Annotated in this window: 23 protein-coding genes; 9 read left to right on the plus strand and 14 right to left on the minus strand. The window is 40.3% G+C overall.

The genetic code is table 11. The features are described 5' to 3' along the window. The first annotated feature begins 49 nt into the window (after nt 1-49). Nucleotides 50-637 carry an arylesterase gene (locus E0H94_RS14235; protein WP_413773021.1) on the plus strand — a complete coding sequence of 196 codons (588 nt, stop codon included), beginning with the start codon at nt 50-52 and terminating at the stop codon, nt 635-637. A gap of 40 nt (nt 638-677) precedes the next feature. Here E0H94_RS14235 and E0H94_RS14240 read toward each other — a convergent pair whose 3' ends face one another. Next, a complete protein-coding gene (locus E0H94_RS14240) occupies nt 678-1,292 on the minus strand; it encodes a carbonic anhydrase (RefSeq protein WP_116761772.1) in 615 nt (204 codons plus the stop codon). A gap of 377 nt (nt 1,293-1,669) precedes the next feature. Between E0H94_RS14240 and E0H94_RS14245 the strand changes: the two genes are divergently transcribed. Continuing rightward, complete coding sequence (locus tag E0H94_RS14245) at nt 1,670-2,638, plus strand: alpha/beta fold hydrolase (RefSeq protein WP_227548646.1); 969 nt, start codon at nt 1,670-1,672, stop codon at nt 2,636-2,638. 12 nt (nt 2,639-2,650) lie between these two features. Further along, the gene (locus E0H94_RS14250; protein WP_131327117.1) at nt 2,651-3,661 is read left to right on the plus strand and encodes a hypothetical protein; all 1,011 of its coding nucleotides are present in this window, start codon (nt 2,651-2,653) and stop codon (nt 3,659-3,661) included. A gap of 28 nt (nt 3,662-3,689) precedes the next feature. Here the strand turns inward: E0H94_RS14250 and E0H94_RS14255 are convergent, their stop codons facing one another. Beyond that, nucleotides 3,690-5,921, minus strand: a complete 2,232-nt coding sequence (locus E0H94_RS14255) for a TonB-dependent siderophore receptor (protein WP_131327118.1) — start codon at nt 5,919-5,921, stop codon at nt 3,690-3,692. A gap of 205 nt (nt 5,922-6,126) precedes the next feature. Then, complete coding sequence (gene nfuA, locus E0H94_RS14260) at nt 6,127-6,765, minus strand: Fe-S biogenesis protein NfuA (protein ID WP_116761780.1); 639 nt, start codon at nt 6,763-6,765, stop codon at nt 6,127-6,129. 159 nt (nt 6,766-6,924) lie between these two features. On the opposite strand from nfuA, the gene E0H94_RS14265 reads away from it, so the two are divergent. The 3 genes from E0H94_RS14265 to E0H94_RS14270 all read left to right on the plus strand — a co-directional run bounded on the left by E0H94_RS14265 (nt 6,925) and on the right by E0H94_RS14270 (nt 9,684). Then, nucleotides 6,925-7,542: a rhomboid family intramembrane serine protease gene (locus E0H94_RS14265; RefSeq protein ID WP_131327119.1), complete on the plus strand. Its 618-nt coding sequence runs from the start codon at nt 6,925-6,927 to the stop codon at nt 7,540-7,542. Between the two features lie 187 nt (nt 7,543-7,729). Then, nucleotides 7,730-7,888 carry a hypothetical protein gene (locus tag E0H94_RS18520; protein ID WP_227548647.1) on the plus strand — a complete coding sequence of 53 codons (159 nt, stop codon included), beginning with the start codon at nt 7,730-7,732 and terminating at the stop codon, nt 7,886-7,888. Between the two features lie 248 nt (nt 7,889-8,136). Then, complete coding sequence (locus tag E0H94_RS14270) at nt 8,137-9,684, plus strand: hypothetical protein (RefSeq protein WP_131327120.1); 1,548 nt, start codon at nt 8,137-8,139, stop codon at nt 9,682-9,684. A gap of 98 nt (nt 9,685-9,782) precedes the next feature. Here E0H94_RS14270 and E0H94_RS14275 read toward each other — a convergent pair whose 3' ends face one another. From E0H94_RS14275 to E0H94_RS14290, 4 genes are all read right to left on the minus strand, one after another. Further along, nucleotides 9,783-10,280 (minus strand): DUF2505 family protein, encoded by a 498-nt coding sequence (locus E0H94_RS14275; protein ID WP_131327121.1) that lies wholly within the window; start codon nt 10,278-10,280, stop codon nt 9,783-9,785. Nucleotides 10,281-10,415: 135 nt separating this feature from the next. After that, nucleotides 10,416-10,691: a hypothetical protein gene (locus tag E0H94_RS14280; protein WP_131263554.1), complete on the minus strand. Its 276-nt coding sequence runs from the start codon at nt 10,689-10,691 to the stop codon at nt 10,416-10,418. Nucleotides 10,692-10,711: 20 nt separating this feature from the next. Continuing rightward, nucleotides 10,712-11,296, minus strand: a complete 585-nt coding sequence (gene pnuC, locus E0H94_RS14285; protein WP_131327122.1) for a nicotinamide riboside transporter PnuC — start codon at nt 11,294-11,296, stop codon at nt 10,712-10,714. Between the two features lie 106 nt (nt 11,297-11,402). Further along, nucleotides 11,403-11,891: a hypothetical protein gene (locus tag E0H94_RS14290; RefSeq protein WP_131327123.1), complete on the minus strand. Its 489-nt coding sequence runs from the start codon at nt 11,889-11,891 to the stop codon at nt 11,403-11,405. 264 nt (nt 11,892-12,155) lie between these two features. Here E0H94_RS14290 and E0H94_RS14295 point away from each other — a divergent pair, with 264 nt between their 5' ends. Further along, entirely contained in the window at nt 12,156-12,599 is a 444-nt protein-coding gene (locus E0H94_RS14295) for a GNAT family N-acetyltransferase (RefSeq protein ID WP_131327124.1), read from the plus strand. A 4-nt stretch (nt 12,600-12,603) separates the two neighbouring features. On the opposite strand, the gene E0H94_RS14300 is transcribed toward E0H94_RS14295, so the two are convergent. The 7 genes from E0H94_RS14300 to atzF form a co-directional block, all read right to left on the minus strand. After that, nucleotides 12,604-14,397: a GGDEF domain-containing protein gene (locus E0H94_RS14300; RefSeq protein ID WP_131327125.1), complete on the minus strand. Its 1,794-nt coding sequence runs from the start codon at nt 14,395-14,397 to the stop codon at nt 12,604-12,606. Nucleotides 14,398-14,599: 202 nt separating this feature from the next. Continuing rightward, on the minus strand, nt 14,600-14,938 hold the full coding sequence (locus tag E0H94_RS14305; RefSeq protein WP_131327126.1) for an FKBP-type peptidyl-prolyl cis-trans isomerase: 339 nt from the start codon (nt 14,936-14,938) through the stop codon (nt 14,600-14,602). Nucleotides 14,939-14,966: 28 nt separating this feature from the next. Then, nucleotides 14,967-15,497, minus strand: coding sequence for a YaeQ family protein (locus E0H94_RS14310; RefSeq protein WP_131327127.1), 531 nt, complete (start codon nt 15,495-15,497; stop codon nt 14,967-14,969). 61 nt (nt 15,498-15,558) lie between these two features. Further along, nucleotides 15,559-16,569 carry a CobW family GTP-binding protein gene (locus E0H94_RS14315; RefSeq protein WP_131327128.1) on the minus strand — a complete coding sequence of 337 codons (1,011 nt, stop codon included), beginning with the start codon at nt 16,567-16,569 and terminating at the stop codon, nt 15,559-15,561. A gap of 135 nt (nt 16,570-16,704) precedes the next feature. After that, a complete protein-coding gene (locus tag E0H94_RS14320; protein WP_131327129.1) occupies nt 16,705-17,391 on the minus strand; it encodes a GntR family transcriptional regulator in 687 nt (228 codons plus the stop codon). Nucleotides 17,392-17,406: 15 nt separating this feature from the next. Further along, nucleotides 17,407-21,006: an urea carboxylase gene (gene uca, locus E0H94_RS14325; protein WP_131327130.1), complete on the minus strand. Its 3,600-nt coding sequence runs from the start codon at nt 21,004-21,006 to the stop codon at nt 17,407-17,409. A gap of 16 nt (nt 21,007-21,022) precedes the next feature. After that, nucleotides 21,023-22,864: an allophanate hydrolase gene (gene atzF / locus E0H94_RS14330; RefSeq protein ID WP_131327131.1), complete on the minus strand. Its 1,842-nt coding sequence runs from the start codon at nt 22,862-22,864 to the stop codon at nt 21,023-21,025. Nucleotides 22,865-23,427: 563 nt separating this feature from the next. Between atzF and E0H94_RS14335 the strand changes: the two genes are divergently transcribed. Together E0H94_RS14335 and E0H94_RS14340 are read left to right on the plus strand one after the other, a co-directional pair. Continuing rightward, nucleotides 23,428-24,012, plus strand: coding sequence for an NAD(P)H-dependent oxidoreductase (locus E0H94_RS14335; RefSeq protein WP_131327132.1), 585 nt, complete (start codon nt 23,428-23,430; stop codon nt 24,010-24,012). Nucleotides 24,013-24,023: 11 nt separating this feature from the next. Then, nucleotides 24,024-24,347 carry a putative quinol monooxygenase gene (locus tag E0H94_RS14340; RefSeq protein WP_131327133.1) on the plus strand — a complete coding sequence of 108 codons (324 nt, stop codon included), beginning with the start codon at nt 24,024-24,026 and terminating at the stop codon, nt 24,345-24,347. The last annotated feature ends 129 nt before the right edge of the window (nt 24,348-24,476 follow it).

Raw genomic sequence — 24,476 nt, forward strand, 5'->3', positions numbered from 1 at the left:
AGTTACTATGCGTCAATATCGTTTCAAAGTATTCGTTTATTCTTGGGTAATGGGGCTAATGCTCTGCCTAAGTCCAGTGATGGCTTCAGCTAAAACTATTCTGATTCTCGGTGATAGTATTAGCGCAGGTTATGGTTTACAGCCACAGCAAGGATGGGTCACACTGTTACAAAAACGATTAGACCAACAGTATCCGAAACAGCATCAAGTGGTCAATGCAAGTGTGAGTGGTGAAACCACCAGTGGTGCTTTAGCACGTTTACCCAAATTACTTGCAACTTATAAGCCAAATATTGTGGTCATCGAACTGGGAGGAAATGATGGTTTACGTGGTCAACCACCACAAATGATTCAGCAAAATCTAGTACGTTTAGTTGAACAAAGCCAGAAGGCAAAAGCCAAAGTCGTTCTGTTTGGAATGAAAATTCCGCCGAATTATGGCACCGCCTATAGCAAGGCTTTTCAACAAAACTACACGGTTGTCAGTCAACGCTATCAAGTGAAATTACTGCCCTTCTTTTTAGAAGGCATCGCAGGTCATAAAAATTTAATGCAAAATGATTTAATTCATCCGAATGCACAAGCACAAGTAAAATTATTAAATCTCGCTTATCCATACATTAAAGGCGCTTTATAAAGCGCCTTTAATCACATCCATATTTTATAGATCAGATGTCTTAGAAATCAAAAAAAATCACTTCGCCAGTTTCTAGCGAATATTCGGCACCCACAACAATCATCTTGCCTTTCGCAATTAATTGTTCCAATACAGCCGAACCATGACGTAATTGATTAACAGAAGCAAACACATTTGAACGAACAGCATGGTTTGAAAGTTTTTTCAAATCGTTTTTCAATTCAGTTTGCATCAAAGTTTCGACAGAAGGACGCACACGGTTCACAATCGACATTAAATTATTTGATGGTGGACAGTCTGGGTTCATTAAAGTGTCAATGGTCGCTTGAATGGCGCCACAATGGCTATGGCCAAGAACAACAACCACTGCGCAGTCATAACGTTCAGCAGCAAATTCCACACTACCCACTTGCGAAGGAGCAACCACGTTACCCGCGACACGAATGACAAATAAATCACCTAAGCCTTGGTCAAAAACCATCTCGGCAGGAACTCGCGAGTCAGAACAGCCCAGTACAATTGCAAATGGATTCTGATCTTCCGACATTTCAGCACGTTCTTGGTGTGTCAATTGTTTAGGGAGGGTTGTTTCCCCAGAAACAAAACGTTGGTTTCCTTTTTTAAGACGGTCTAATGCTTCTTGAGCCGTTAGCATTCTTTTTTCCACCATGATTTGAAGTTTCAATATTCTAATACCAGCAAAAATGAATGTCACTTGCAAAAAAGAATACAGCTAGGCATTTTTAGATTGGCAGAAAAGTTCAAATGCTTTTTGTTGTTAGCTTGAAGTAAATCACATTATCTTATTTTTATATCAATCATTTCAATAAACTTGTTCGTGACATTCTAGTGATTGTATTTACAATAGATCAACATAAAGCACACGATTATTCTTTATAGCAATTCCAGCATTTTTACAGTTTCAAAAATAGATTTCATCCAGCAGAATTTTAGTAACAAGGATTTAAGTCAATGACACAAAGCAGTCAATATTTTTCTCATTTTGTTACTGCAATGGGCATCCTGCTTACAATGTCATTGCTCAATATTGCTTCTGCCAAACCTCTACAGCTTTCTTCTGAGCAAATTGCGCTACAAAATTATTTACAACAAGAACGTGAAGATTGCGGATTAAAAACCAAAACGCTCAAAGTAGGGGATATTTTTTGGAGCTATAACGAAGGAGGATCGAGCCAAAAACCTACTGTTTTACTGATCCATGGGATTGGAGGAAATCGCGACAATTGGAATCGTGTTGCTTCTTATCTCACCCCAAACTACCATGTGATTGTGCCTGACTTACCCATTTATGGCGACACCAAAGTTCCTTCAAATTTTGATATTGCTGTTCCCAATGTCACCTCCAGCCTTAGACAATTTGCCGAAGCGATTGATATTGAAAATAAATTGAACATAGCAGGTCACTCTTTAGGGGGTTCAATTGCTACCCTGTATGCTGCGCAATATCCTTTTGATACACAAAGCTTATTTCTATTAAATAGTGCCGGCATCTATAAAAAAGCCAACACGCCTTACACAAAAGACCCGCATTTTTTAAAGCATATTATTGTGTCAAAACCTGGTGATTATGACGAAGTTCGCCATGAAATTATGCAAAATCCACCAAAACTTTCACCCGAACTCAAACATGCTAAAGAGCAATTACTGATTGCACAAGCAGGCAAAAATAATTTAGTTATTGAGCAAATTTCGACCTTAAACCGAATCTATACCCCTGAAACCTTTGCCCGAATTACCCGCAACGTAGAAGCACCAACTTTAATTTTGTGGGGCAAACAAGATAAAATCTTTAATGTTGAAGTTGCAGATGAATTAAAATCTCTGTTGAAACGTGCCGAAGCACCTGTCATCCTGAACAATGTGGGTCATATGCCTTTGTTGGAAGCAGATAAACAAGTTGCGAATTATTACCTCCCATTTCTCGCAAAGACCCAAAATCTGAAAAATCCATTGGCGGATCAACTGATTCCTTTACATTAAATTTGAGCTTTTATGCAAAAACACCCCATGATTGAGCAACTGATCGAAGCTCATCTGCAATTTTTAAATGATGAATTTACACAGTCAGAAACCATTAAAAATGAGTTTGTTGAATTTTATCATTGGTTCAGAAAACAAAAATTAAAACAAATTTGGACAATTGAACAGATTCATCAATTGATTCAAAAACAAATCTTGAACACCCCTGCCAGCGATTTTTTAATTGCACAAATTGCAGAACATATTCGCTTTGCCTTGGTTCATCCCGCAAATGACCAGACCAAAATCGCCGATGCAATTCCTGTGCTTACGGTCGATAAAATTGCTCAATATGTCGCCAGTAAAAATGGTCATCGTCAACGCTTAATTCATACCGTTGTGAACAACCCTGCTTTCTCTGCCATGATTACACAATTGATTCAGCACGCGATTCATGACTATTTAGATAACTCGGTCATGGTCAAGCATGTACCTGGTGTTTCTCGTTTTATGAAAATGGGGAAATCTGTTTTAGAAAGCGTGACTGATTCAAACTTGGATCAAGCCATTCAGCATTATTTACAGAAAAATATTCAGAAACTCAGTCAAATGAGTGAGCAAGTGTTAAATCAGCATTTTAATGACGATAAGCTTTATCATTTTCAAGCCAATTTATGGCATAAAATTAAAGACCTTCCGCTCAATGTCTTAAAAAATTATATTGAGATTGATGACTTGCCTCAAACTGTTGGCTTAGGTCATGAAATTTGGGATCATTTGCGCCAAACGGCATACTTAGAACAGCAAGTTAAAGATGGTATCTCTGCATGGTATGCGCGCAATCAAGACCGAAGCTTTGATTTATTGTTCCGTGACTTAAATATTAATGAAGCATTAATCCAAAATCAGTTACAACATCTGTTAGAACCGATTGTTCAGAATATGCTGCAATCAGATTACCTAACACAACGTGCACGGCATTATTTAGAAAAGTTCTATTATTCCGACAGTACATTAGCAATATTGAAAAAAGGCGCTGAATAGCGCCTTTTCGTTCTGTATTTAAATCAACTTAGAACTGATATTTCAGACTTGCATAATAAGCGCGACCAGGTTCATTATATGTCTGGTTCACAGATTTATCACGTAACTTTTGCTCATCAAACAGATTGCTAACACCTAAACGGCCACTGATTTGATTTGTGAATTTATAGCCCATGTTGATTCCTGCAATGCCATAGCTTTTCACGCTCTCCGTCACTAAACCTGAAACATCAGTATTCGATTCTGCATATTGACGTGGTCGTTGACGACCATATTGGGTATAAACAAAGTTAACATCCATCGCATCTGTAATGTCATAATTCAAAATCGAGTTGATGGTGTAATTTGGTACGATAGATAAAGGATTGCCTGTAGATTTATTCTTAGAATCCATCATATAGGTCACGTTATTGGTCCAGTTTATATCGCCAAAATCTAAGCTGATACTGCCTTCAACACCTTGAATCAACGCTTCTGGAATATTGGTCCACTGTAAAACGTTATAGGTGGTCGAACCAATAGTAACCTGCTGGGTGACTTCATCGCCTGAGGTGATTTTGTCTTTGTAGTCATTACGGAACCAAGTCAAACTGGCATTCACAATATCTTTTTCGAACTGTATGCCAATTTCTTTATTGACTGAAGTTTCTGGTTTTAAATCATCATTGCCTTGTAATACACAACGTGTAAGACCAATTGGGCAACCATTACCATTGGTTGCCAATAAATAGCCTTCGGCATTTTGATATAAGTTCGGCGTTTTATATGCCTGAGCAATCCCGCCCTTCAACGTAAAATAGTCACCTAACTTTTGCGTTAGATTTAAACTCGGACTCCAGTTCGAGCCTGACTTATCGTGATCATCAAAACGAACCGCTAGCACTAAATCAGTACTGTCAGTCACGCGGATATTGTTTTCTACATAAGCAGAGGCAATCCGTGATTCCATTTTAGAACGATCACCACTGGTCAACTGGTCTCCATATGAACCATCCCCTTGTGTCGTGCTGGCTTGATCTGTAAATTCATCTTCAACCCATTCTGCACCCAGAGTGAATACTTGAGGAACATAAATATCAACAGGAATATGGGTTTCGGCATTAAATCGTAAAGTCTCCAAATTTGACGTGACTCGATTGGTGTCTGAACTAATACTGCCTTCTGGCCCCCCCGCCAAAGCTTCTGCCAAACGTTTGTTTTTGGTTCGGTCATATTGTGCAACCAGTTTGGTGTCACCCCAAGCCCATTTCCCATCATGGGTTAAGGCAAAACTGTCACGATACATGGTATTGGTTTCAGTCCCCAATAAACTATTTAACAGTTGCGTTTTCGCATCAGTGACATCGCTATTGGATGCATCATAATTACTGTTTTGTGTATCGCCCGTATATTCATTACCTTGGCGACTGGTGGCTACGTCCAAGGTGAAGCTTTGGGCATTGGTCATTTGCCATGCTAAACGCCCAGCAATATCTTGGTTTTTTACCCCTTCTCGCGCTGCTGCTCGGCTACCATTCACTTCTGGGTTAATATCCGCAGCATCAGCATCGGTTTGGTTATAGTTACCAAATAAGCGATAAGACAAGACATCTTTGACAATCGGACCACTTAAATTAAAGCCAACACGATTGGTTGCTCCCTCTTTGGAATCTTCCGGCTGATTGCTATACAGCTCTACCGAACCATGCACTTCATTGGTCACTTTCTTGGTTTTAATATTGACCACACCACCCATGGCACCTGAACCATAACGTGCTGCAGCAGGGCCACGTAACACTTCAATCGATTCAATTGCATCTGCAGGAACCCAGTTAGAATCCCCACGCGTATCCCGTTCACCACGCCAACCGTAACGTACTGAGTTTCTAGAATTAACAGGCTTACCATCAATCAAAATTAAGGTATTTTCAGGTCCCATACCACGAATATCAATTTGGCGGTTATTGCCACGTTGCCCTGTCGCACTGTTCCCTGTCAAATTCACACCAGGCATACGGCGTACATATTCTGAAATATCATTCACCACAGGAAGTTTATCCAAATCTTCTGCTGTAATGATGGATGCCCCTAAGGATTGCTTTACTTGCTCTTCGGCAGTCAGAACAATTTTTTCAAGTTTGATTGGATCTGGCTGTTGTGTCGTAATTTGCGCAGTTGAAGAAGTTTGCTGTTCTGTCTGTAAATCTTCAGCATTACTCATCACACTCATGACCGACAAAATTGAAAGTGCTAATGCTGATTGGACAATACGTCTGTTCATACAAATACCCCAAAGGTGTGGAAGATAGAAAAAAACGTGAAATTTCGGTTTCAGAGTGTAACAAACATAAATATAAATGCAATTATTATTAATAATAATTCTCATTACTATTCAATAGTTCTCTAGAATCCACGCAATTTTGTATGAAACAGACATAAAAAAACCTCCAATCTATGGAGGTTTCTGAGGCATTACGTTCAAGTATTTACTTGAAATATGCACCTTCTGCTTGAGTATGATCCGTCTGGTCAATCACGCGCTGTAACTCAGGTACATGCTGTTTCAGAGTCGTTTCAACCCCTTGTTTCAAGGTCACATCAATCGCTGAACAACCTTGGCAACCACCACCAAATTTAAGTACAGCAGTTAAACCATGTTCTTCATCTTCAACCACTTCAACCAATGCACAGTTACCACCATGACCTGCCAGGCCTGGATTGATTTCAGATTGTAAAATATAAGTAATGCGCTCTTCGACAGAGGCATCAGGGCCAACGCGTGGCACTTTTGAGTTTGGTGCGCGGAAAGTCAACTGACCACCAAAACGGTCTTTATTGTAGTCAATCACTGCATCTAATAAATATGGAATAGATGGTGCATCAACATAAGCAGGGAAATCTGGATAGTCTTGCTTATAATCTGTTGGCACAACTTCTTCAGGTGCGCTATATGCCATACAACATTCAGCACGAGGTGTTCCAGGATTTTCCACAAAAACACGTACACCAATACCTGGAGTATTTTGTTTCGCCAATAAATCACGTAAATACTCTTGTGCAGTTGGTGTAATCAATAAGTTTGGAATTTCTTCTGCAACTGCAGTGCTGGTGTTCTCAGTCGACATAACAATATTTCCTCTAGCTGAAGTTGCCATTTTAACTGAAGATGCGGCTAAATAAAAAAAAATCAACTAAAATTGTCGGATTTATTCTAAAAGTCCTGTGCAATTAAACAATTAATGGCATTATTGAGGTTGAGTCATTAAAAATTGAACCTTTTTTATATGCTAAATCTGCCTTTCAACCATACTGTAGCGCTGATTATCATTACTGTGGTGGTTTCTCTTCTGGCGTTTTCCAATCAGAAATTGATGAGTCGATTGATCTTTTGGCCGCCCGCAATGCAAAAAGGACAATATGACCGTTTTATCACGCATGGTTTTGTTCATGTCGATGGCGCTCATCTGTTGTTCAATATGATCACCCTATTTTTCTTTGGGAGTATTATTGAAAGCTTTTATCGTCAGTACTTTTATGACCTTGGCTTTGCCCTGTTTTATTTGGGTGGATTAATTGTTGCCATTTTACCGAGTTACTTAAAACACAAAAATGACTTTCAATGGGCCAGTCTTGGTGCTTCTGGGGCAGTCTCCGCAGTCCTTTTTGCGTACATCCTATTTGAACCATGGAAGCTGATTTTTGTATTCTTTATTCCTGTTCCTGCCATTATTTTTGCTGTGCTCTACATTGCCTACAGCATTTGGTCAGGCAAACGAGGGAACTCTCATATTAACCATAGTGCGCACTTATGGGGTGCAGCATATGGGGTCGTTGTGACCATTTTACTTGAGCCACGTTTAATTCCACACTTCTTCAACAAACTGAGTCAATTGCCATTTTAAATATGTTTAATCAATACTTTATATAACAAATAAAGGGGTAGAGATATCAACTCTCTCCCCCTTTCAAAAAATAATTTTTTCTTTCACCGAATCCTTAACATAAATAAACTCGTGACCATCAAGCATTTTCTCTACAATAAATTCAGAGCATAGAAACAGGGAGAATAAAAACATGCAGAAATTGCTCATGATTATTATTACCTGTATTGGGTTAAATACCCTTACAGCTTGTGCTGTTCACACCCCTGAAGGCAGTATTGTTGTAGATCCAGATGGGCATTACGGACACTATGAACATGACGGAGATTTCTGTCCACCAGGTCAAGCCAAGAAAGGACGTTGTTAGTCACAGCTTAAATTGAATTTTTCTCTGACTGTCAGTCTATTGCCTTGACTGACAGTATCAGACTATCTCGACTTACTTCCCTCAACATATGCAAATTTCCGAGCACTCTTCCACGTTTTTCACAACTGAGTTTAAAACTTTAGACGCTTGGGACATAAATTGGTAGTTAATGCCACCCCAAACTTTAATTTGGCATAGATAATGAATACATCTGTATATTAATACTGTAATTAGACGAGATTTTTTGCATGTCCAGCTCTTTAGAGGGTCTACAGTTCCCTGTTCAACCCGATACTCAAAAACCAAGTACAACGCGCACAGGCAAGGAAATTATTGCTGAGGCATTATCGATTGTTGACCACCAATCTGCCCAGCAAGCGCTCAAAGAAAAGAAATGGCGTAAAAACTATCCTAAATACTTTAAAGCCTTGGTCGAGCATGGGATTCGCAATTGTAGTAATCCCATTACCATTGCCAAACAAGGTCTACATAAAGCAGAACATAGTTTTGAGTTTTACCGTAATGGTCAACGTTATTTATTAAAAGACATGATGGATGTGCCCTTAGCACAATTACATACAGTTCAGTTAACAGGTGAAAGCCAAGCTGAGCCTGAATGGTACATTCCCTATCATGGTCAAAACCTGAAAGGTGAAGCTTTACTTGCGCAAGTTCAAAAATGGGAAGATGACGGCATTATTGAGCCTTCTCATGCAGATGCCTTACGTTTAGCCAATGCACACCCTGAATGGTTCGATCTTTCTGACCGTACCATGGTACTATTTGGTGCAGGTTCTGAAGCAGGTCCACTGACGTGGCTGTCCAAATGGAAAGCCAATATTGTGGCTGTAGATTTACCCAATACCAAAGTTTGGCAAAAAATTCTCAATACCATTCAAAATGGTAACGCGACCTTGTATGCACCAAGTCAAACCTCTCTTCCCGATCAAACGCCAACTCGTGAACTCAGTGCCAAGCTTGGGGCAAATTTACTGACTCAGACTCCTGAAATTGCACAATGGCTATTACAAAGCCAACATCAACTAGATTTAGCAGCAATTGCTTATCTCGATGGTGAGAAGCATGTCCGTGTTGCCATGGCCATGGACAGCATTATGAAAGTCGTTAGTGAACATAAAGCCGATACCAGCTTAATGTTTATGTGTACGCCGACTGATGTCTATGCTGTACCTAAAGAAGTGGTTGAATCTTCAGCAGATAAATTCCGTTATCGTTCTCAAATTCAAAAGCTGCTGACCAAGAGTGTGGCAACAGCATCGTTAAAGCATTTTTTCCAGAGAAACCTGCACGATCTCATTACCTCTGACAATGGTCAAGCTTATGGAATTGCAGACTGCCTAGTAATTGAGCAAGGCCCAAACTACGCGTTGGCGAAACGCATCCAGCAATGGCGTGCAATTTTAGCCCGTCATGAAGGGCAACGCGTGAGTATTAATATAGCCCCATCGACCACTACACATTCAGTGACCAAAAATCCGCTGCTCAAAGCCGCTTTTAATGGTGCCAGTTTATTTGATGTCGAAGCGTTTAAACCTGAAACAACCAATGCCATTATGGCAGCACTGTGGATTCATGATTTACGTAATCCTGAATCAGTCGCCAATCCTGAAACAGTCATGAATCATCCATTAGAGTTGATGATGCAGGGTGCCAATCATGGTGGATTGTGGCGTGTAGCTTATTTGGCACGAACAGCACTACCGTTTGCTGCAATTTATGGCTTTGCTACAGATAAACTTCCGCTTAAAAAAGCGCTGGCTAAATTTAAAAGCTAAATATTAGAATATCTAGGTAAATCAAGCCTAATCGCTTGAAATAGCAAAGGGCGCCATCAATTTGGCGCCCTTTGCTTTTCTCTCAACCCCAAATAAGCTTAAACGGTTAAATGCTTTTTTAACTCGTCTTCAACAATCGTCAATTCAATTTCACTAAACTTACGAATTTCCCCTTCAGCATGTTTTTCTAACAATCCACCAATTAAAGGGACTTTTACTTTGACCGTCCATTCCAACTGAAATTCAATATGCTGATCTGAGCCTGTGACTGAACGATTGCAACTGGCATGTAAAGGTAAATTTGCACCTAAATCTACGGTAGAAGTCATTTCTTCGAGATTACTAATATCTGTACGGTGTAAGCGGAATGCATCTTTTAATAATTTTTTGGCAATGTCTGGAATGTTTACATCTAAATTATAGGCACGTTTCAGGGTGTAGATGTCCCCTACTTTTTTTGATTCTAAAATTTCTAAATGTTCACCTGGAATTCGACGGCAAACTTGTTCGTGTAGACTGGTATCGGCTGCTAAACGTTTAAATTCTTCTAGAGATACACCCTGTATGGTTGCATTGACAATAAACTGATGTGCCATTATGGCTCCTTATTTTTTGTTTTGTCCTGTTGGAAAAGTGCAAATATTTTATTACAAAACAACATTAACTATACGTTGATATTATGGCTAATTAAAGTCAATTCTGCTTAGGCTGTCATTGACCTATTTCTTGTTTTACACATTGGAAATGCCAAAAGTAACGCTCATTTCTGATAAACAATTAATCTTTAAAAAATGCTGTTGAAATTGAATGATGGCATAAAATTCTGTTGCCCCATCATCTAGACCTGTTGCAGCCCAAGTCGTGCCTTTAGGAAATAGGTCAAGCCAAGCGGCTTGATAAAAGTCTGAAACAGAATCAAATTGTAAATATTGTTCTGGATTTTGAATAATCTTATGGGCAAGTTCATCAAACTGCTGTAACTTGGCTTGATTAAAATGGATCAACATCCGCTTGCCCCCCTGCATTACTATGCAGATTTCGTGCCTGCCAATTGTTGTTTATTTTGGACTTGAATCCATTGCCACCAACCAAAAGCTGCTAAGCCAACAAAGGCTGCGTATAGACCTGCGGTCAAGAACAGGTCTTTATAAATAAACATCCCAACATACACAATATCCACAAACACCCAAAGTACCCATGTCGCAATATGCTTGCGGCTGGTCCAATAGGTTGCCAATAAGCTAAATGCTGCCAATTGTGCATCTAACATCGGCACCGCTGCATCTGTCCAGAATTTCAGACTTAAGCCAAAGGCGAGTCCCACCAGTGCAGTCAATAACATTTGCCAAATCACTGTACTGAGTTTAATTGGTTCGATACGAATATCATGGTCTTGTTGCTTACCTTTGAACCAATGATAAAACCCGTAGAAATTCACCACGATAAAGAAAAACTGTAAAATCGTTTCTCCATATAATTTAAAGGTATAAAACAAATAAGCGTATAAAATGAAGGCGAGAAAGTTAAACCACCAACACCACATGTTGCGTTTAATGGTTAAAGTCACGCCAATTACGCTGATGATGACAGCAAAAATTTCCAGTCCAGACATCCATTATTCACTTTAAAAACCAATAGCACATTATGAGAAGTTTTTCGTAGAACGCAAGTTGCAATAAAAAAGTACAGTTGGTCAGCCTTAAAATTTTTGCTCGCCGTTAAGAGGCGAATTCTTTCACTTTAGGAGGCATTTTAAACTCAGACTTATGTTCTGCCCCATTTCGATCAACATGGCTACAAAACACGCCATACTTTCCAACATAATATTCGAGGGACTGGTCATAGAAATTCCAATAAATCGACCACTCATTCAAATCTAACTTGCGAATTTGGGTTAATGCTTTGGCGGGTAATTTTTTTAGCAGATTATGTTGGATTTCTTCTGCGGCTTGAATGTCACGAATATGTATATTTTGCTCAAAAAACTGTTGCACCGCATCATCAAACAGTACTTGATCATAATATTCAATTTCGATCACCTTGCTTTGTTTTACTTTTGTTTGCGTCAGCTCAGTTGGAGCATCTTCAGGTAGGGTTTTAGAAAAATAGCGGGCACGATACTTTTCTGTCACTTTGATTTTGATAAAAATTTGCCACGCTGCTGTCAGGGCAAAGCCTAATAAACACAAAACAATAATTTTAAACATATTGTCCCCCTATTCAGGCATATTTTCAGCATTACGGTCACTTATATCATACGCTGTTTTATATTTTGCATGAGTCCAATTATCTTAAAAATCAGTTAAATGCATATACAGTTCGTTCAAATTTGTGATTTATATCAAATTCTATAGCTACTTTTTTATTAAAAGACTCCTCCTAAAACACACTAAAAAAGCAACAAATCTCCACTGTTCCAATGCCACGAATTCACATGAAATAAGCCTGTTTTCAGGAAATAAGAACAAACAATGATTAGGGCAGCTAAAATTCAGGATATTCCTGAGATTATTCATGTATTACAGGAAAGTATCCGTTCCTGTGTACAAGATCATCATCGTGTGGAAAGTAAAATTCAGGCTTGGTTGGAAAATAAAACACATAGTCATTTATTGTTATGGATGCATTATAACGACAGTTGGATTTATAGCATCAACCAACGGACTGTCGGCTTTATTATGGTCAGTGACACTGGAAAAATATTGCTGAATTATACGCTGCCAGAAATGCAGCATCAGGGTATTGGTTCCGCCTTGCTCAACAGTGCCATTTCCCATTTAAAACTCAGAAATTTGCAACAAATCACCCTCGATAGTACCCAAACTGCACTGTCATTTTATCAAAGACATGGTTTCCAAATCCGTGCATATGCCACCCCAGAACAAAACACGATCCCCATGATTAAATATATTTAGTCTTTTACATTTCCAGTCGATCTCGCCCTGCATTCTTGGCGAGATAAAGCTGCTGGTCTGCTGCTTTCATTAGTTCATGAATATCATGATAAGGACGATTTCGATCCATATAGGCAGCGCCAATACTGACGGTAACGTATTGTTTATGATCCCCTCGATTCATATGTTCAAACTGATGTTCGCGAATAATATGAAGCAAATGCTGCAATGATCTTTCCACCACCACGACAGGCATATTCCGTAATATGACCGCAAACTCCTCACCACCATAACGTGCTAAATAGGCATGCTCAGGTAAATTACTTTGAATGAGTTGCACCAAGTGTTGCAGTATTTCGTCCCCTTTGAGATGTCCATAATAATCATTATAATTTTTAAAAAAATCGACATCTAACATCGCAAATGCCAACACAGCATTATGCTGCTGAGCAGTTTCATTAAACTGACGCTGAATTTCGGAATTCAAAGCGCGACGGTTAAAAGCCCCTGTCAGCGCATCGGTTTTCGCCTGTAATTCAAGTCTTTCATTTAGCTCACTTAACTGTACCGTGCGTTCTTTTACTTTTTGATCCAATGAGGAATTGAGTTCTAATAAATTATTATTCAACTTCTCAATTCGATCGGAGTGATACGCATAATTCTTAGATTGTTGCACCATAATCAAAAAGGCATAAAAACTGGTCGAAGCAAAGGATAAATTAACTGAATCAATCCAGTTTAAACTCAATAAAAAGTCATGCAGGAACGTAACACACAACAATACCACTGCCCATAAATTAATGGTGGAATATGGCTCATGTCTGCTTATGGTTTGATAGAACCCATAAGCGAAGTTCAGTACCACAATGATTCCCAATAGAAAACTATAAAATGCCAACTTTTCAAAAACATCGGGCATAGATAAACAAGTAATCACTATGTCGAAACTCAATACAAATACAGCTATGGTAAAAACTGCTGGATGTAAATAACGCCGATTGAGTAAAAACATGTAATTGATAAAGAAGAACGCCGATAGATAGGTAAAAATATATTCGAGCCGTGTTCCCCATAACCAATCAATATTGGTGAACACCGTATACACATAAGGTGCAGAAAATAAATTGTGTAAGGCTAAAAAAATAATAAAGATACCGAACACCAAAAAGCCTTGGCTTTGGCCATGCCTGACCCCACGAAAAAAGGCAAATAATATGGTGAATACACCAACACCAATCACTGCACCACATACGCCCGCAATACTCATCATTAATTGCTGGAACTGGCGGTTCACTGTTTTACCGATCCCAATTCGCATCGGGTTTTCTAAACCACCATGCATATTTTGAAAACTCGACACCTGCATGGAAACGGTAAAGTGTTCATTTTCAGCGATAAAATAAGCAAAACGCGGTGCATTTTCGGTTTTATGAGTTTGAGTTGTTGTGCCAACCTCGCCTAATTTTAAAAGCAAATCACCATTCAGATACATACGATAAGCACCGTATTGATTTGGAATCCAAATCGAAATACGACGCCCAATAAATTCTTTCGGTATCTTAAAGTGACCAACAAAGGTCCCATAGGTATTTTGTGGATAGCCCATTTCTTTAAAGGAAATCGGTAAAATCACCGTTCTAGAAGGTATGGTTGGCGTCGCTGTTTGCAACAATTGTTTGGGATAATACTGCCATTGTCCTGACAAATACGTGGTCGTATTTTCTTCAAATTTGACTGAATTAATATTCTTTTGATACGCGTAATAAAACTCAGGAACTGGTTCATACAGTGCCCAACTGGATTGCTGTAAAAACAACATTAAGCATGTCAGCGCATATAGGATAAAATGGTATATCGCATATGGCTTAAATATATTTATCTTCAAGTCGCGTTTATTCCTTATTCGCGAATTTGATTTTTAATATAAAATAGAATGTACTAAAAAACGTTTATTTTCAGTAGTAAGTTTAACCATAGCACGCTTTTCCCTAAACATGCTATGGTTTATTTTTCAAATATTATTAGTCACGTGTTTTCACGTCATATAATTCAATTTCAAAAATTAAGTTCGAGTTGGCTGGAATAATATTGCCCATTTTACGCTCACCATAGGCTAAATGTGCAGGTACAATCAGTTTGCGTTTTCCACCCACTTTCATGCCCATAATGCCTTGATCCCAACCTTTAATCACACGGCCCGTACCAATCACACATTCAAAGTAGTTGCCACGGTCAAGTGAAGAATCAAATTTCGTTCCATCTTCTAACCAGCCTGTGTAATGTGTGGTAATTAAAGCGCCTTTTACTGCTTCTTTACCTTCGCCTACAACTAAATCAATCATTTCTAATTCATTTGACATCTTCAATACTCCTCAAAGCCACTTATCGTTACTGTAACTGAATCCACTCAATTTGTGCTTGGGCATGATCCCCAATGAGCGTCCACTCACCATCCATCACATTCAACTGCAATTGCATGGTACGTTCGCACAATTGCTGAATGGCTTCGGTAGTCGCTGGCGATAATTGCCAAACTTCAACATTACTGAGGGTTTTTAATTTGCTATTGCGCTTATACCACTCTTCCACGGCTGTACCATAAGCAACCACAGCAACTGACTTACAACGTGCACTGGCTTTCTTGACTTTATCTTCATCAGGGCAACCAACTTCAATCCATTGTACCAACTGCCCGGTCAGATCTTTTGACCACAATGCAGGCTCATCAGTTTCAAACAGATCTTTGGTAAATTCCAACTGCTCACCAGCATAACGAGCGAATGCTAAAATTCGAACCATCAAGCGTTCAATGGTTTCAGATGGGTGCAATGCCATCGTGAATTGATAATCACCATATTGGTGAGTATCCATGTTGGCAATATTTAAATCTACCTTATAAATTGTTGCTTTTAGCGCCATGAAATGTTCCTCAATTTTGGCGCCTAGCATATAAGATTTAACACAATTTTGCTGAACAGTTTTAGTCCGTTTCAGTATCTATACGGCAGGCAAGTAACTGAGCTTCGAATAAGGCCCAATCTCTTTGTGTTTGTACAATCACTTCAATACGGTTATCGATATTTTCAGGTGCAGACTGATAATTAAACTGATTCGGATTGAAATTAAAACTTTTCCAACCTTGATTGGTATTAAAAATCCCTTTGATTCTGAGCCACTGCTGTTGTTCACATAACAGATCAAGTAAATCATAGAAATCAAATTGCCAGCGCTTGGAAAACTTCCACCCTGCAATACTATAGCCCTGTGCAGTTTCTACATAATGATAAGGTAACTGCTTAATTTCAGGTAATACTGACTCATTACTGTACTGCTTCTGAATTTGAATTAATGGCTGGATTTTTCGTTGCACACCTTGATATGGCAAATCAATTTCTGCCAGTTGGAGTGACCCCAAAGTAGGTTTTAACCATGTCTGGGCATAAGCCAGATATTCCTGTTGTAATTGTTGCAAAGCCTGTTCATCTGCCGCTTGCATGTGTTCCATATGTGAAATCACCACGATTTGCGCGGCTTTCAACTGATCGGCATACAGGTTTTGTTTCACCCATTCCTGTTCATGCAAACGCGAACCATCCACCACCGTGACTAAAGCACGCATCTGAATTTGGCTTTGCCAATGTGGTTCAGTCAGTTGCTCTAACAATTGAGCTGGATGCCCCAAACCTGTCGGTTCTATGAATAAACGATCAGGTTGAGTGTCTGACAATAACCGTGATAAAGCAATTTGCATTGGCAATTGACTGCTACAACACAAACAGCCCCCTAAAAGCTCTTTCACGGCATAGCCTTCAGTTTGGGGAAGCAGATTTTGATCTACTCCAATTTGACCAAACTCATTCATCAGTATTGCCCAGACTTCATCTTCAGGCTTTTGTGCCAATAAGCTATTCAGTAATGTGGTTTTTCCTGCACCTAAAAATCCAGAAATAATATGGGTCGGTACGGATTTTTGTGGGGTCAACAGTTTCAAAATGAGATGCTCGCAAGCCAAACGAAAGGTGAAGATCGATGTAATAGTATAACAAAATCTTCACTTTCGCTGCATGTACATGTTACGAACGCATATGCCGTCGAATGTATTTTTAAACTGATCTGGAATAGACACTTAAACAAACTGGCTCGGATCCAACATGTGCAAGGTAATCTTTTTCACCTCATCTCGACTTTGCTGAATATGGGTGGCAATTGCCGCAATTGCATCTTCAGTCTTTTGCTCAAAAATCAGTTTTAAAATATGTTGATGTTCCTGATAAGTGGCTTCAATACGGTACTGTTTAGAAAAATCTAGACGGCGAATAATCCGTATTTTTTCACTTAAGTCACGGTGAATCCGTACCATCTCATTATTGCCTGCTGCTCGAACCAAAGCACAGTGAAAATCTTCATCCAGTTGCGAGAGTTGCTTTATGTCATTCAGATAATCTTGCGGTTCCACCATCCAAATTGTTTTCAGTCTTGCCAACTCACTGGATTGCTCACAATCCTGCTGTGACAACTTATAAATCGCATCTTTTTCCAGCACAATCCGCACATCATACAGTTCTTCATAATAGCGGAAGTTCAGTGGTCGGACTTGCCAACCACTGCGGAAACTGACCTCGACATAGCCTTCTTGCTGTAAGCGATACAAGGCTTGCCGAATTGGAGTTCGGCTCACCTCATAAGCTTGTGCAACTTCAGACTCAGTAAAACGCTCACCTGGCATTAATTTGAAATCGAAAATATCGTTCTTAATACGTTGATACACCAGCGCGGACAAATTGTCTGCGCTTTTACTTGTCGCGCTTTTCATTTCCTATACTCAACTCTATTCCATATACACCAAAGGTTCTCCGCTGTGTACGGTTTGTCCCGCGCGACAAATGACCGCTTTAACGATGCCATCTTCAGTCGCATACACAGGCAGCTCCATTTTCATGGCTTCAATAATAGCAACTGTTTCACCTTTTTTAATCTCCTGACCAGACTCAACAAAAATTTTCCAGATATTCCCCGTCATAGACGCATTCACAGCCAAGAAATCATCAAAGTTTTCGATCCGTTGCTGAACGATTTCTTCGGGTTGTGCGTTATGTTCCTCTTTCCAACGCCCGACTTCTGCACTGAAAGCCTGTTGTTGCTGTTGCTTGAATGCTGCAATGCTTTCGGCTTCGTCCTGTAAAAATTGGGTATAACGGGCAAAATCAAACTCAGTTTCTTCAATTTGAATCTGCGCTACACCATGTGCAAAATCAGTACGCCATTGATTCAATTCTGCTTCGGTAACAGGGAAGAATTTAATTTGATCGAAGAACTGTAAGAACCATTGTTTATCGCCAAATTGCTTGTTCTGTTTGAACTTGTTCCAGATAGGTAAAGTACGTCCCACCAACTGATAGCCCCCTGGGGAGTCCATGCCGTAAATACACATGTACATACCGCCAATACCCACTGTACCTTCCGCAGTAAAGGTACGTGCAGGGTTATATTTCGAACTGAGTAGGCGATGGCGCGGATCAATGGGCACCGCACAGGGTGCAGTCAGATAAACATCGCCTAAGCCAAGTACCAAATAATTGGCATCAAAAATAATGTCGCGGACTTGTTCACGACTGTCTAAGCCATTAATCCGTTGGATAAAGTCGACATTATTCGGCAACCACGGGGCTTTGGCGCAGACACTTTCCTGATAACGTTCCACAGCGCCTAAAGTCGCACTGTCCTCAAATGCCATTGGCAAATGCACAATCCGTGATGGAATTTTTAACTGGCTTAGATCTCCCATTGAAGATTCCAACTCCAGTAAATGTGCAATCAGTTGCGGCTGTGAAATCACCAGACCATCATATTTGATTTGCAGTGAGCGTACCCCGGGGGATAGTTCTAAAATGCCGTTTTGGTTCGTGCTACGAATCATGTGCATCAATTGGTGCACGCGTAAACGCAACGCCAAATCCAGAACATTTTCACCATATTCCAGCAGAATATAACTGTCTCCTGCCTGACGATAGATTGCTTTTGGTGTTGTTGCTGTTTCTTCACGTAAAGCCAGTATAGTACTTCCGATTTCCATGACTTCCGGTGTTTCTGCAACAGTGTGAGCCACAGAGAAGTTCTCAATCTGCTCAATTTGCTGACGCTCTAAAGCATTGGCTTGCTCGACTGTCATCGGGTAAAAACTAATTTTATCATCCGCTTTTAATTGTCCCACTTTCCACAGCTCTGCTTTAGCAATCGTCACTGGACACACAAAACCACCCAAACTCGGACCATCTTTTGCCAAGATCACAGGAAAATCTCCCGTGAAGTTAATCGCCCCAATCGCATATTCACAATCATGCACATTGGAGGGATGTAAGCCTGCCTCACCGCCATTTTCACGTGCCCAAGTTGGAGTGGGTCCAGATAAACGGACACCTAAACGGTTGGAGTTAAAATGTACTGTCCATTCGGTTTGGAAAAACTCTTCAATATATTCCGCTTTAAAAAAATCTGGTGCGCCATGCGGACCGTAAAGTACGCCAATCTTCCATTCACGCCCATAACTTGGAATCAGGTCACATGCGAGATTTTGGGGTTCTGCTGTGGCCCAAGTTAACCCTGCATGCGGCATCTCAGGATCAACCAGTTTAATCATATCGCCGGTACGTAATGTACGCCCTGCATGTCCACCAAAGTTCCCCAATGCAAAAGTTGCACGACTGCCTAAATACAGTGGTACATCTAAACCATGACGTACAGCCAAATAAGTTCGACATCCCGATTCAACCTGACCCAGTTTGAGCACCTGCCCCGCCTTCACCTGAATCGCCGACCAAAACGCAACAGGCTGATCATCCAAGGTTGCGACACAGGGTGCACCTGTTAAAGCAATCGTAGTTGCCGTGTGGAACTTGAGTGTAGGTCCCAATAAAGTGAACTCAAATCCCGCCGCATTTTGTGGATTACCAACAATTTTATTCGCCAATTGGAAAGCATAGTCATCCATTGGACCTGACGGCGGTACACCAATATCCCAATACCCTGTCCGTCCCGGATAATCTTGAATCGAGCTTAAAGTTCCTGGCTGCAAGACTTCAATTACCTTTGGCACATACGTAAAATCATCTAACATCCGTGTCCAAATGTTCATTTCGGCAAAACGCTGATCGGCAATGACTGCACGAGCATAATCCAAGTTGGTACTGATACCATTAAGACGTGTTTCACTCAGTACTTGCTGTAATTTTGCAATCGCTAGCTCACGGTTCTCGGCATGCACAATGATTTTGGCAATCATCGGGTCAAAGTATTGTGAAATTTCGGTGCCCGTCGCCACCCATGTATCCACACGAATTTGTTCAGGAAAATAAACTTCAGTTAATACTCCCGGACTCGGTTGAAAGTTTTTAACTGGGTCTTCAGCATAAATACGCACTTCAATCGCAGCACCTTGTGGCTGAATATTCTGCAATTTTTCCCAATCTAAGCTATCTCCCGCAGCCACTTTGAGCATACATTCAATTAAATCCAGTCCTGTTACCATCTCTGTCACAGGATGCTCGACTTGTAGACGAGTATTTACTTCCAAGAAATAAAACTCATCACGTGCAGCATCATAAATAAATTCGACGGTGCCCGCGCTACGATAGTTAACCGAAGCACCCAATTCTACTGCCGCTTGATGCAACTTCTGACGTGTCGCTTCAGGCAATAATGCAGCGGGTGTTTCTTCCACCACTTTCTGGTTACGGCGTTGTAAGGAACAGTCACGCTCACCCAATGCCACTACTTGACCCAAGCCATCGCCAAAAATCTGGACTTCAACATGACGTGCTTTATCGACAAAACGTTCTAAAAACACGCCTGCATCTTTAAAAAATTGTTCACCTAAACGTTTGACACTGGCATAAGCCTCTTGCAGTGCTTCAGGCGTATCACAACGGGTTAAACCAATACCGCCTCCTCCTGCGGTGCTTTTCAGCATAATGGGATAACCAATTTCTGCCGCAGCAACCAATGCTTCTTCTAAACTATTGAGTAAACCTGTACCCGGTGTCATTGGGACATGTGCAGCAGCAGCCAATTCACGTGCACGATGTTTCAGACCAAATTCCAAAATCTGTTCCGCAGTTGGACCCATAAAAGCAATATGGTTGGCTTCACAGGCTTGTGCAAATTCAGCACTTTCAGACAAAAAACCATAGCCCGGGAAAATTGCTTCAGCACCTGTTTGTTTGGCAGCAGCAATTAATTTTTCAATACTTAAATATGTTTCAGCAGGTTTGGTTCCCTGTAAGTCCACTGTAAGATCGGCATCTTGAACATGTTGCGCATAACGGTCACTGTCCGAATACACCGCAACACTGGTGATTCCTAATTTCTTTAAGGTACGAATCGCACGTACAGCAATTTCACCACGGTTGGCAATTAATACGGTCTTAAACATGAGCGTTCCTATTTTTTTAATGTGTTGTTTGTAGTTGTTGTGCAGTACGATGCTGAATATAGGCGCGCCAGCCCCCAAAGTGACTGATGTTTTCAGCATCGGCTAAACCATAAGGCTCGCAAATAAAACCCTTGACCCAACGCCCATCACTGAGTTCAACATTGCCCATCCCCAATGGCGTTGGAATTTCAGCGACAAACTCACCAAATCGAGCTGTTGGCACATCCCACAGTTCCACGATAATTTCCTGTCCGTTGCTTTGACGTGCCAAACCTGGTTTTGGCGGAATCGTGCCATTCAGTGCATATAAGGCGTAATGGGCTGAAGTTTTAGTGGTTTCTACATGCACCGCTTGACGGGTGGTTAATTGGAAATTCAATGGCATTCCTGTCAAATGTGCACCTACTACAGCCACACGAATATGCTGTGCAGATGGTGCAGAAATTGACTTTACCTTTTCAGGATAAGGACGTCCTGTCGCCCCTAGAGGTAATTGCAGATGCGCTTGCCATTGACGACCAAAATCTGCCAAAGCACGGTCATGCCATGCAGGTGCAATCAAGCTGATGCCAAACGGCAAACCATCACCACGGAATCCCGCAGGCAATGCCAAAGCACTCAGGTCTGCAAGATTGGTAAAGTTGGTATAGGTGCCAAAATGTGAATTGTATTGAATCGGCTCCTGCTGCATTTCAGCAAGGGTATGAATGGTTGGCGATGTTGGCACAACCAAGGCATCAAACTCAGACAGCAGCTCTTGAATTTGTCGCGCCAAATCATTTTTGAGATATTCGGCTTTATAAGCATCAAGTGCCGTATAGTTTTTGCCTTGTTGAACAATGTCTAAAACAGTTGGATCAAATGCTTCTGGAGATTGTGCGAGTAAGGTTTCAACCGCTACTGTACGCTCAGCCACCCACGCGCCTTGATAAAGCTGTGCTGCCAATTGTTCGAAAATTGAAAAATCAATTTCAGTCAAGATGACATTCATTTGCTTTAACTGCGTAAGCGCTTGCTGAAAAGCTTGTTCTGCTTGCACATCACCAAAGAATTGCAAAGTTTTTGGAATCGCAAAATGAAGTGCCGAAGATAATTTTGCGGGCGCTGTTTTAGGGTTATGCTGTGAATAGCTGTCACGCACATCAAACTGTTCCAACACTTGTGCCACAACTTCTGCATCGTCTACTATCAAGGCAAATACAGAAATGCAGTCGATGCTTTTACAGGCTGGCATCAAGCCATAATTAGAAAAACGCCCTTTGGTTGGTTTTAACCCGACAATATTGTTAAAAGCGGCAGGTACACGACCTGAACCTGCGGTATCTGTGCCTAATGCAAATGGCACCAAACCCCGTGCCACCACACTGGCAGAACCCGAACTTGAACCACCACTGACATAGTCAGGGTTGAAACTATTTGGAACAACACCAAATGGAGAGCGTGTGCCAACCAAACCTGTTGCAAATTGATCAAGATTGGTTTTGCCCACCACTATCGCGCCAGCCTGTTTCAGCAAACGAACAGTTTCCGCATCTTCAGTCACAATATCTTTTAAAAGCATACAACCTGCTGTTGATGCAAAACCGACAACATCAATGTTGTCTTTGACCGCAAATGGAATGCCATACAGGGGGAACTGTTCAAATAATGCTGTACTTGCTGCACTGTGTTTTTCTAATTCTTCAATCTGTTGTTGCAAAATTTGAGAAGTCGCAAGGGAAATCCAAGCTGTATCTTCTGTATCAAAAGCCTGAACCCAAGTAATTAAATCGGTTAATTGAATATGTTGTGTTTTATAGGCATTTTGCCATTCTGCGATGGTCCAGCCAAAAGATTGAAGTATGCTCACTTTATGCATCCTATCTTGTATACAAGTTAAGATTCATATTGCGAATTTTATGCCAATATTTATTTATTAATAAAAATCAGTTCATTAAATAAAATAAAATGCTTATTTTGATTAAAATTGAGGACTAAAAATTCTGACATGCATTTTTTTAGTACAGCAAAACATACAGATGCACTAAAAAAGTTGCTGTATTTTCAATTATGAAAAAAGAAGTATAAAGTTCAAATAAAAGAGAATCAGAAGTCTCTAGGACGTAAATTTTAAAGACTATCAATAAAAATTTCCTTCCCGCATTTGCAAAAAAAGAAGGACCTAAACGGGTAAATATTTTATTGATTATTTAGGGACTATTGACCTTAGCTGTGCAGGAAAAGCAAGAAAGTAAAATTTAATCGCCCAACCCAATCCACTCCTTACTCTGTCTCTTACAATGCTGATTAATCAATATAGTTTAAAGTTGAAATCCAATTATTGATTTTTAATCAACAATATTTTGCAGATTCAACGATTTTTCAAATCGAATTGCTTATCTATACTTTTGCCCAATTCGAAAAATTTGCTTGAGTCATTCAATGAAAAACATTCTGATAGTCAACGGTGCAAAACAATTCGCGCATTCAAACGGCGAACTTAACGACACACTAGCCAATTTCGCAAACACCCATTTAAGTCAACAGGGACACAATGTCCGCATTACCAGAACAGATGCTGAATATGACATTCAGCAAGAAGTTGAAAACTATGTGTGGGCGGATGTGATTATTTATCAAATGCCAGGTTGGTGGATGGGCGCACCGTGGACCATGAAAAAATACATCGACGATGTTTTTACCATAGGCCATGGTACGTTGTATGCCAATGATGGCCGTTCACGTAGTGATGCGAGCAAAAAATATGGATCTGGTGGTTTAATTCACGACAAAAAATATATGCTCTCTCTGACGTGGAATGCTCCGATTGAAGCATTTGAAGATCAAGAACAATTCTTTGAAGGAGTCGGTGTCGATGGTGTCTATCTACCCTTTCACAAGGCAAATCAATTTTTAGGTATGCACGGTTTAGACACGTTTATTGTGAATGACGTGATTAAAGCACCGAATCTACCGCAATATTTAGCTGCTTATCGCTCACACTTAGACACGATTTTTACGGTATAAAGGACATCACCATGTTAACTGTCATTGCAGAAATTCACATTCATGAAGGTGCAACGCATGTTGAAACTGTCCTGAATGCATTTAAGGATGTCACGCCTAAAGTGCTACAGGAAGCAGGTTGTTTTGGTTATGAGCTTTATATTGATCAAGACAGTAACGCCAGTTTCCAGTACAAACCTGAAAATTCGATTATTATGTTTGAAAAATGGCAATCTTTAGCTCATTTGGAACAGCATTTAAACACGGCACATATGCAGGACTTTCAACAGAAAGTGAAAGATGCCGTTAAAGAAACCAAAATTCGGATTATGCATTTGGGTTTAAATAACAATTAAATCCTTCCTAGCATGATGATTGTGTATGAAATTATCACAAGACAGTTAAAAACTGATAAAGTAGCCTGCGCATAGCAGGCTTTTTTATGCTCATTCTAAAATAGCGTGCCTGAAACAAGGGCATGTACC

Source organism: Acinetobacter sp. ANC 4173 (assembly GCF_004331255.1).
Classification (GTDB): Bacteria; Pseudomonadota; Gammaproteobacteria; order Pseudomonadales; family Moraxellaceae; genus Acinetobacter.

Coding starts and splice junctions, on each gene's coding strand:
- E0H94_RS14235 (WP_413773021.1), top strand. CDS start 50: ATGGGGCTAATGCTCTGCCTAAGTCCAGTGATGGCTTCAGCTAAAACT.
- E0H94_RS14240 (WP_116761772.1), bottom strand. CDS start 1,292: ATGCTAACGGCTCAAGAAGCATTAGACCGTCTTAAAAAAGGAAACCAA.
- E0H94_RS14245 (WP_227548646.1), top strand. CDS start 1,670: ATGTCATTGCTCAATATTGCTTCTGCCAAACCTCTACAGCTTTCTTCT.
- E0H94_RS14250 (WP_131327117.1), top strand. CDS start 2,651: ATGCAAAAACACCCCATGATTGAGCAACTGATCGAAGCTCATCTGCAA.
- E0H94_RS14255 (WP_131327118.1), bottom strand. CDS start 5,921: ATGAACAGACGTATTGTCCAATCAGCATTAGCACTTTCAATTTTGTCG.
- nfuA (WP_116761780.1), bottom strand. CDS start 6,765: ATGTCGACTGAGAACACCAGCACTGCAGTTGCAGAAGAAATTCCAAAC.
- E0H94_RS14265 (WP_131327119.1), top strand. CDS start 6,925: ATGCTAAATCTGCCTTTCAACCATACTGTAGCGCTGATTATCATTACT.
- E0H94_RS18520 (WP_227548647.1), top strand. CDS start 7,730: ATGATTATTATTACCTGTATTGGGTTAAATACCCTTACAGCTTGTGCT.
- E0H94_RS14270 (WP_131327120.1), top strand. CDS start 8,137: ATGTCCAGCTCTTTAGAGGGTCTACAGTTCCCTGTTCAACCCGATACT.
- E0H94_RS14275 (WP_131327121.1), bottom strand. CDS start 10,280: ATGGCACATCAGTTTATTGTCAATGCAACCATACAGGGTGTATCTCTA.
- E0H94_RS14280 (WP_131263554.1), bottom strand. CDS start 10,691: ATGTTGATCCATTTTAATCAAGCCAAGTTACAGCAGTTTGATGAACTT.
- pnuC (WP_131327122.1), bottom strand. CDS start 11,296: ATGTCTGGACTGGAAATTTTTGCTGTCATCATCAGCGTAATTGGCGTG.
- E0H94_RS14290 (WP_131327123.1), bottom strand. CDS start 11,891: ATGTTTAAAATTATTGTTTTGTGTTTATTAGGCTTTGCCCTGACAGCA.
- E0H94_RS14295 (WP_131327124.1), top strand. CDS start 12,156: ATGATTAGGGCAGCTAAAATTCAGGATATTCCTGAGATTATTCATGTA.
- E0H94_RS14300 (WP_131327125.1), bottom strand. CDS start 14,397: ATGTTGTTTTTACAGCAATCCAGTTGGGCACTGTATGAACCAGTTCCT.
- E0H94_RS14305 (WP_131327126.1), bottom strand. CDS start 14,938: ATGTCAAATGAATTAGAAATGATTGATTTAGTTGTAGGCGAAGGTAAA.
- E0H94_RS14310 (WP_131327127.1), bottom strand. CDS start 15,497: ATGGCGCTAAAAGCAACAATTTATAAGGTAGATTTAAATATTGCCAAC.
- E0H94_RS14320 (WP_131327129.1), bottom strand. CDS start 17,391: ATGAAAAGCGCGACAAGTAAAAGCGCAGACAATTTGTCCGCGCTGGTG.
- uca (WP_131327130.1), bottom strand. CDS start 21,006: ATGTTTAAGACCGTATTAATTGCCAACCGTGGTGAAATTGCTGTACGT.
- atzF (WP_131327131.1), bottom strand. CDS start 22,864: ATGCATAAAGTGAGCATACTTCAATCTTTTGGCTGGACCATCGCAGAA.
- E0H94_RS14335 (WP_131327132.1), top strand. CDS start 23,428: ATGAAAAACATTCTGATAGTCAACGGTGCAAAACAATTCGCGCATTCA.
- E0H94_RS14340 (WP_131327133.1), top strand. CDS start 24,024: ATGTTAACTGTCATTGCAGAAATTCACATTCATGAAGGTGCAACGCAT.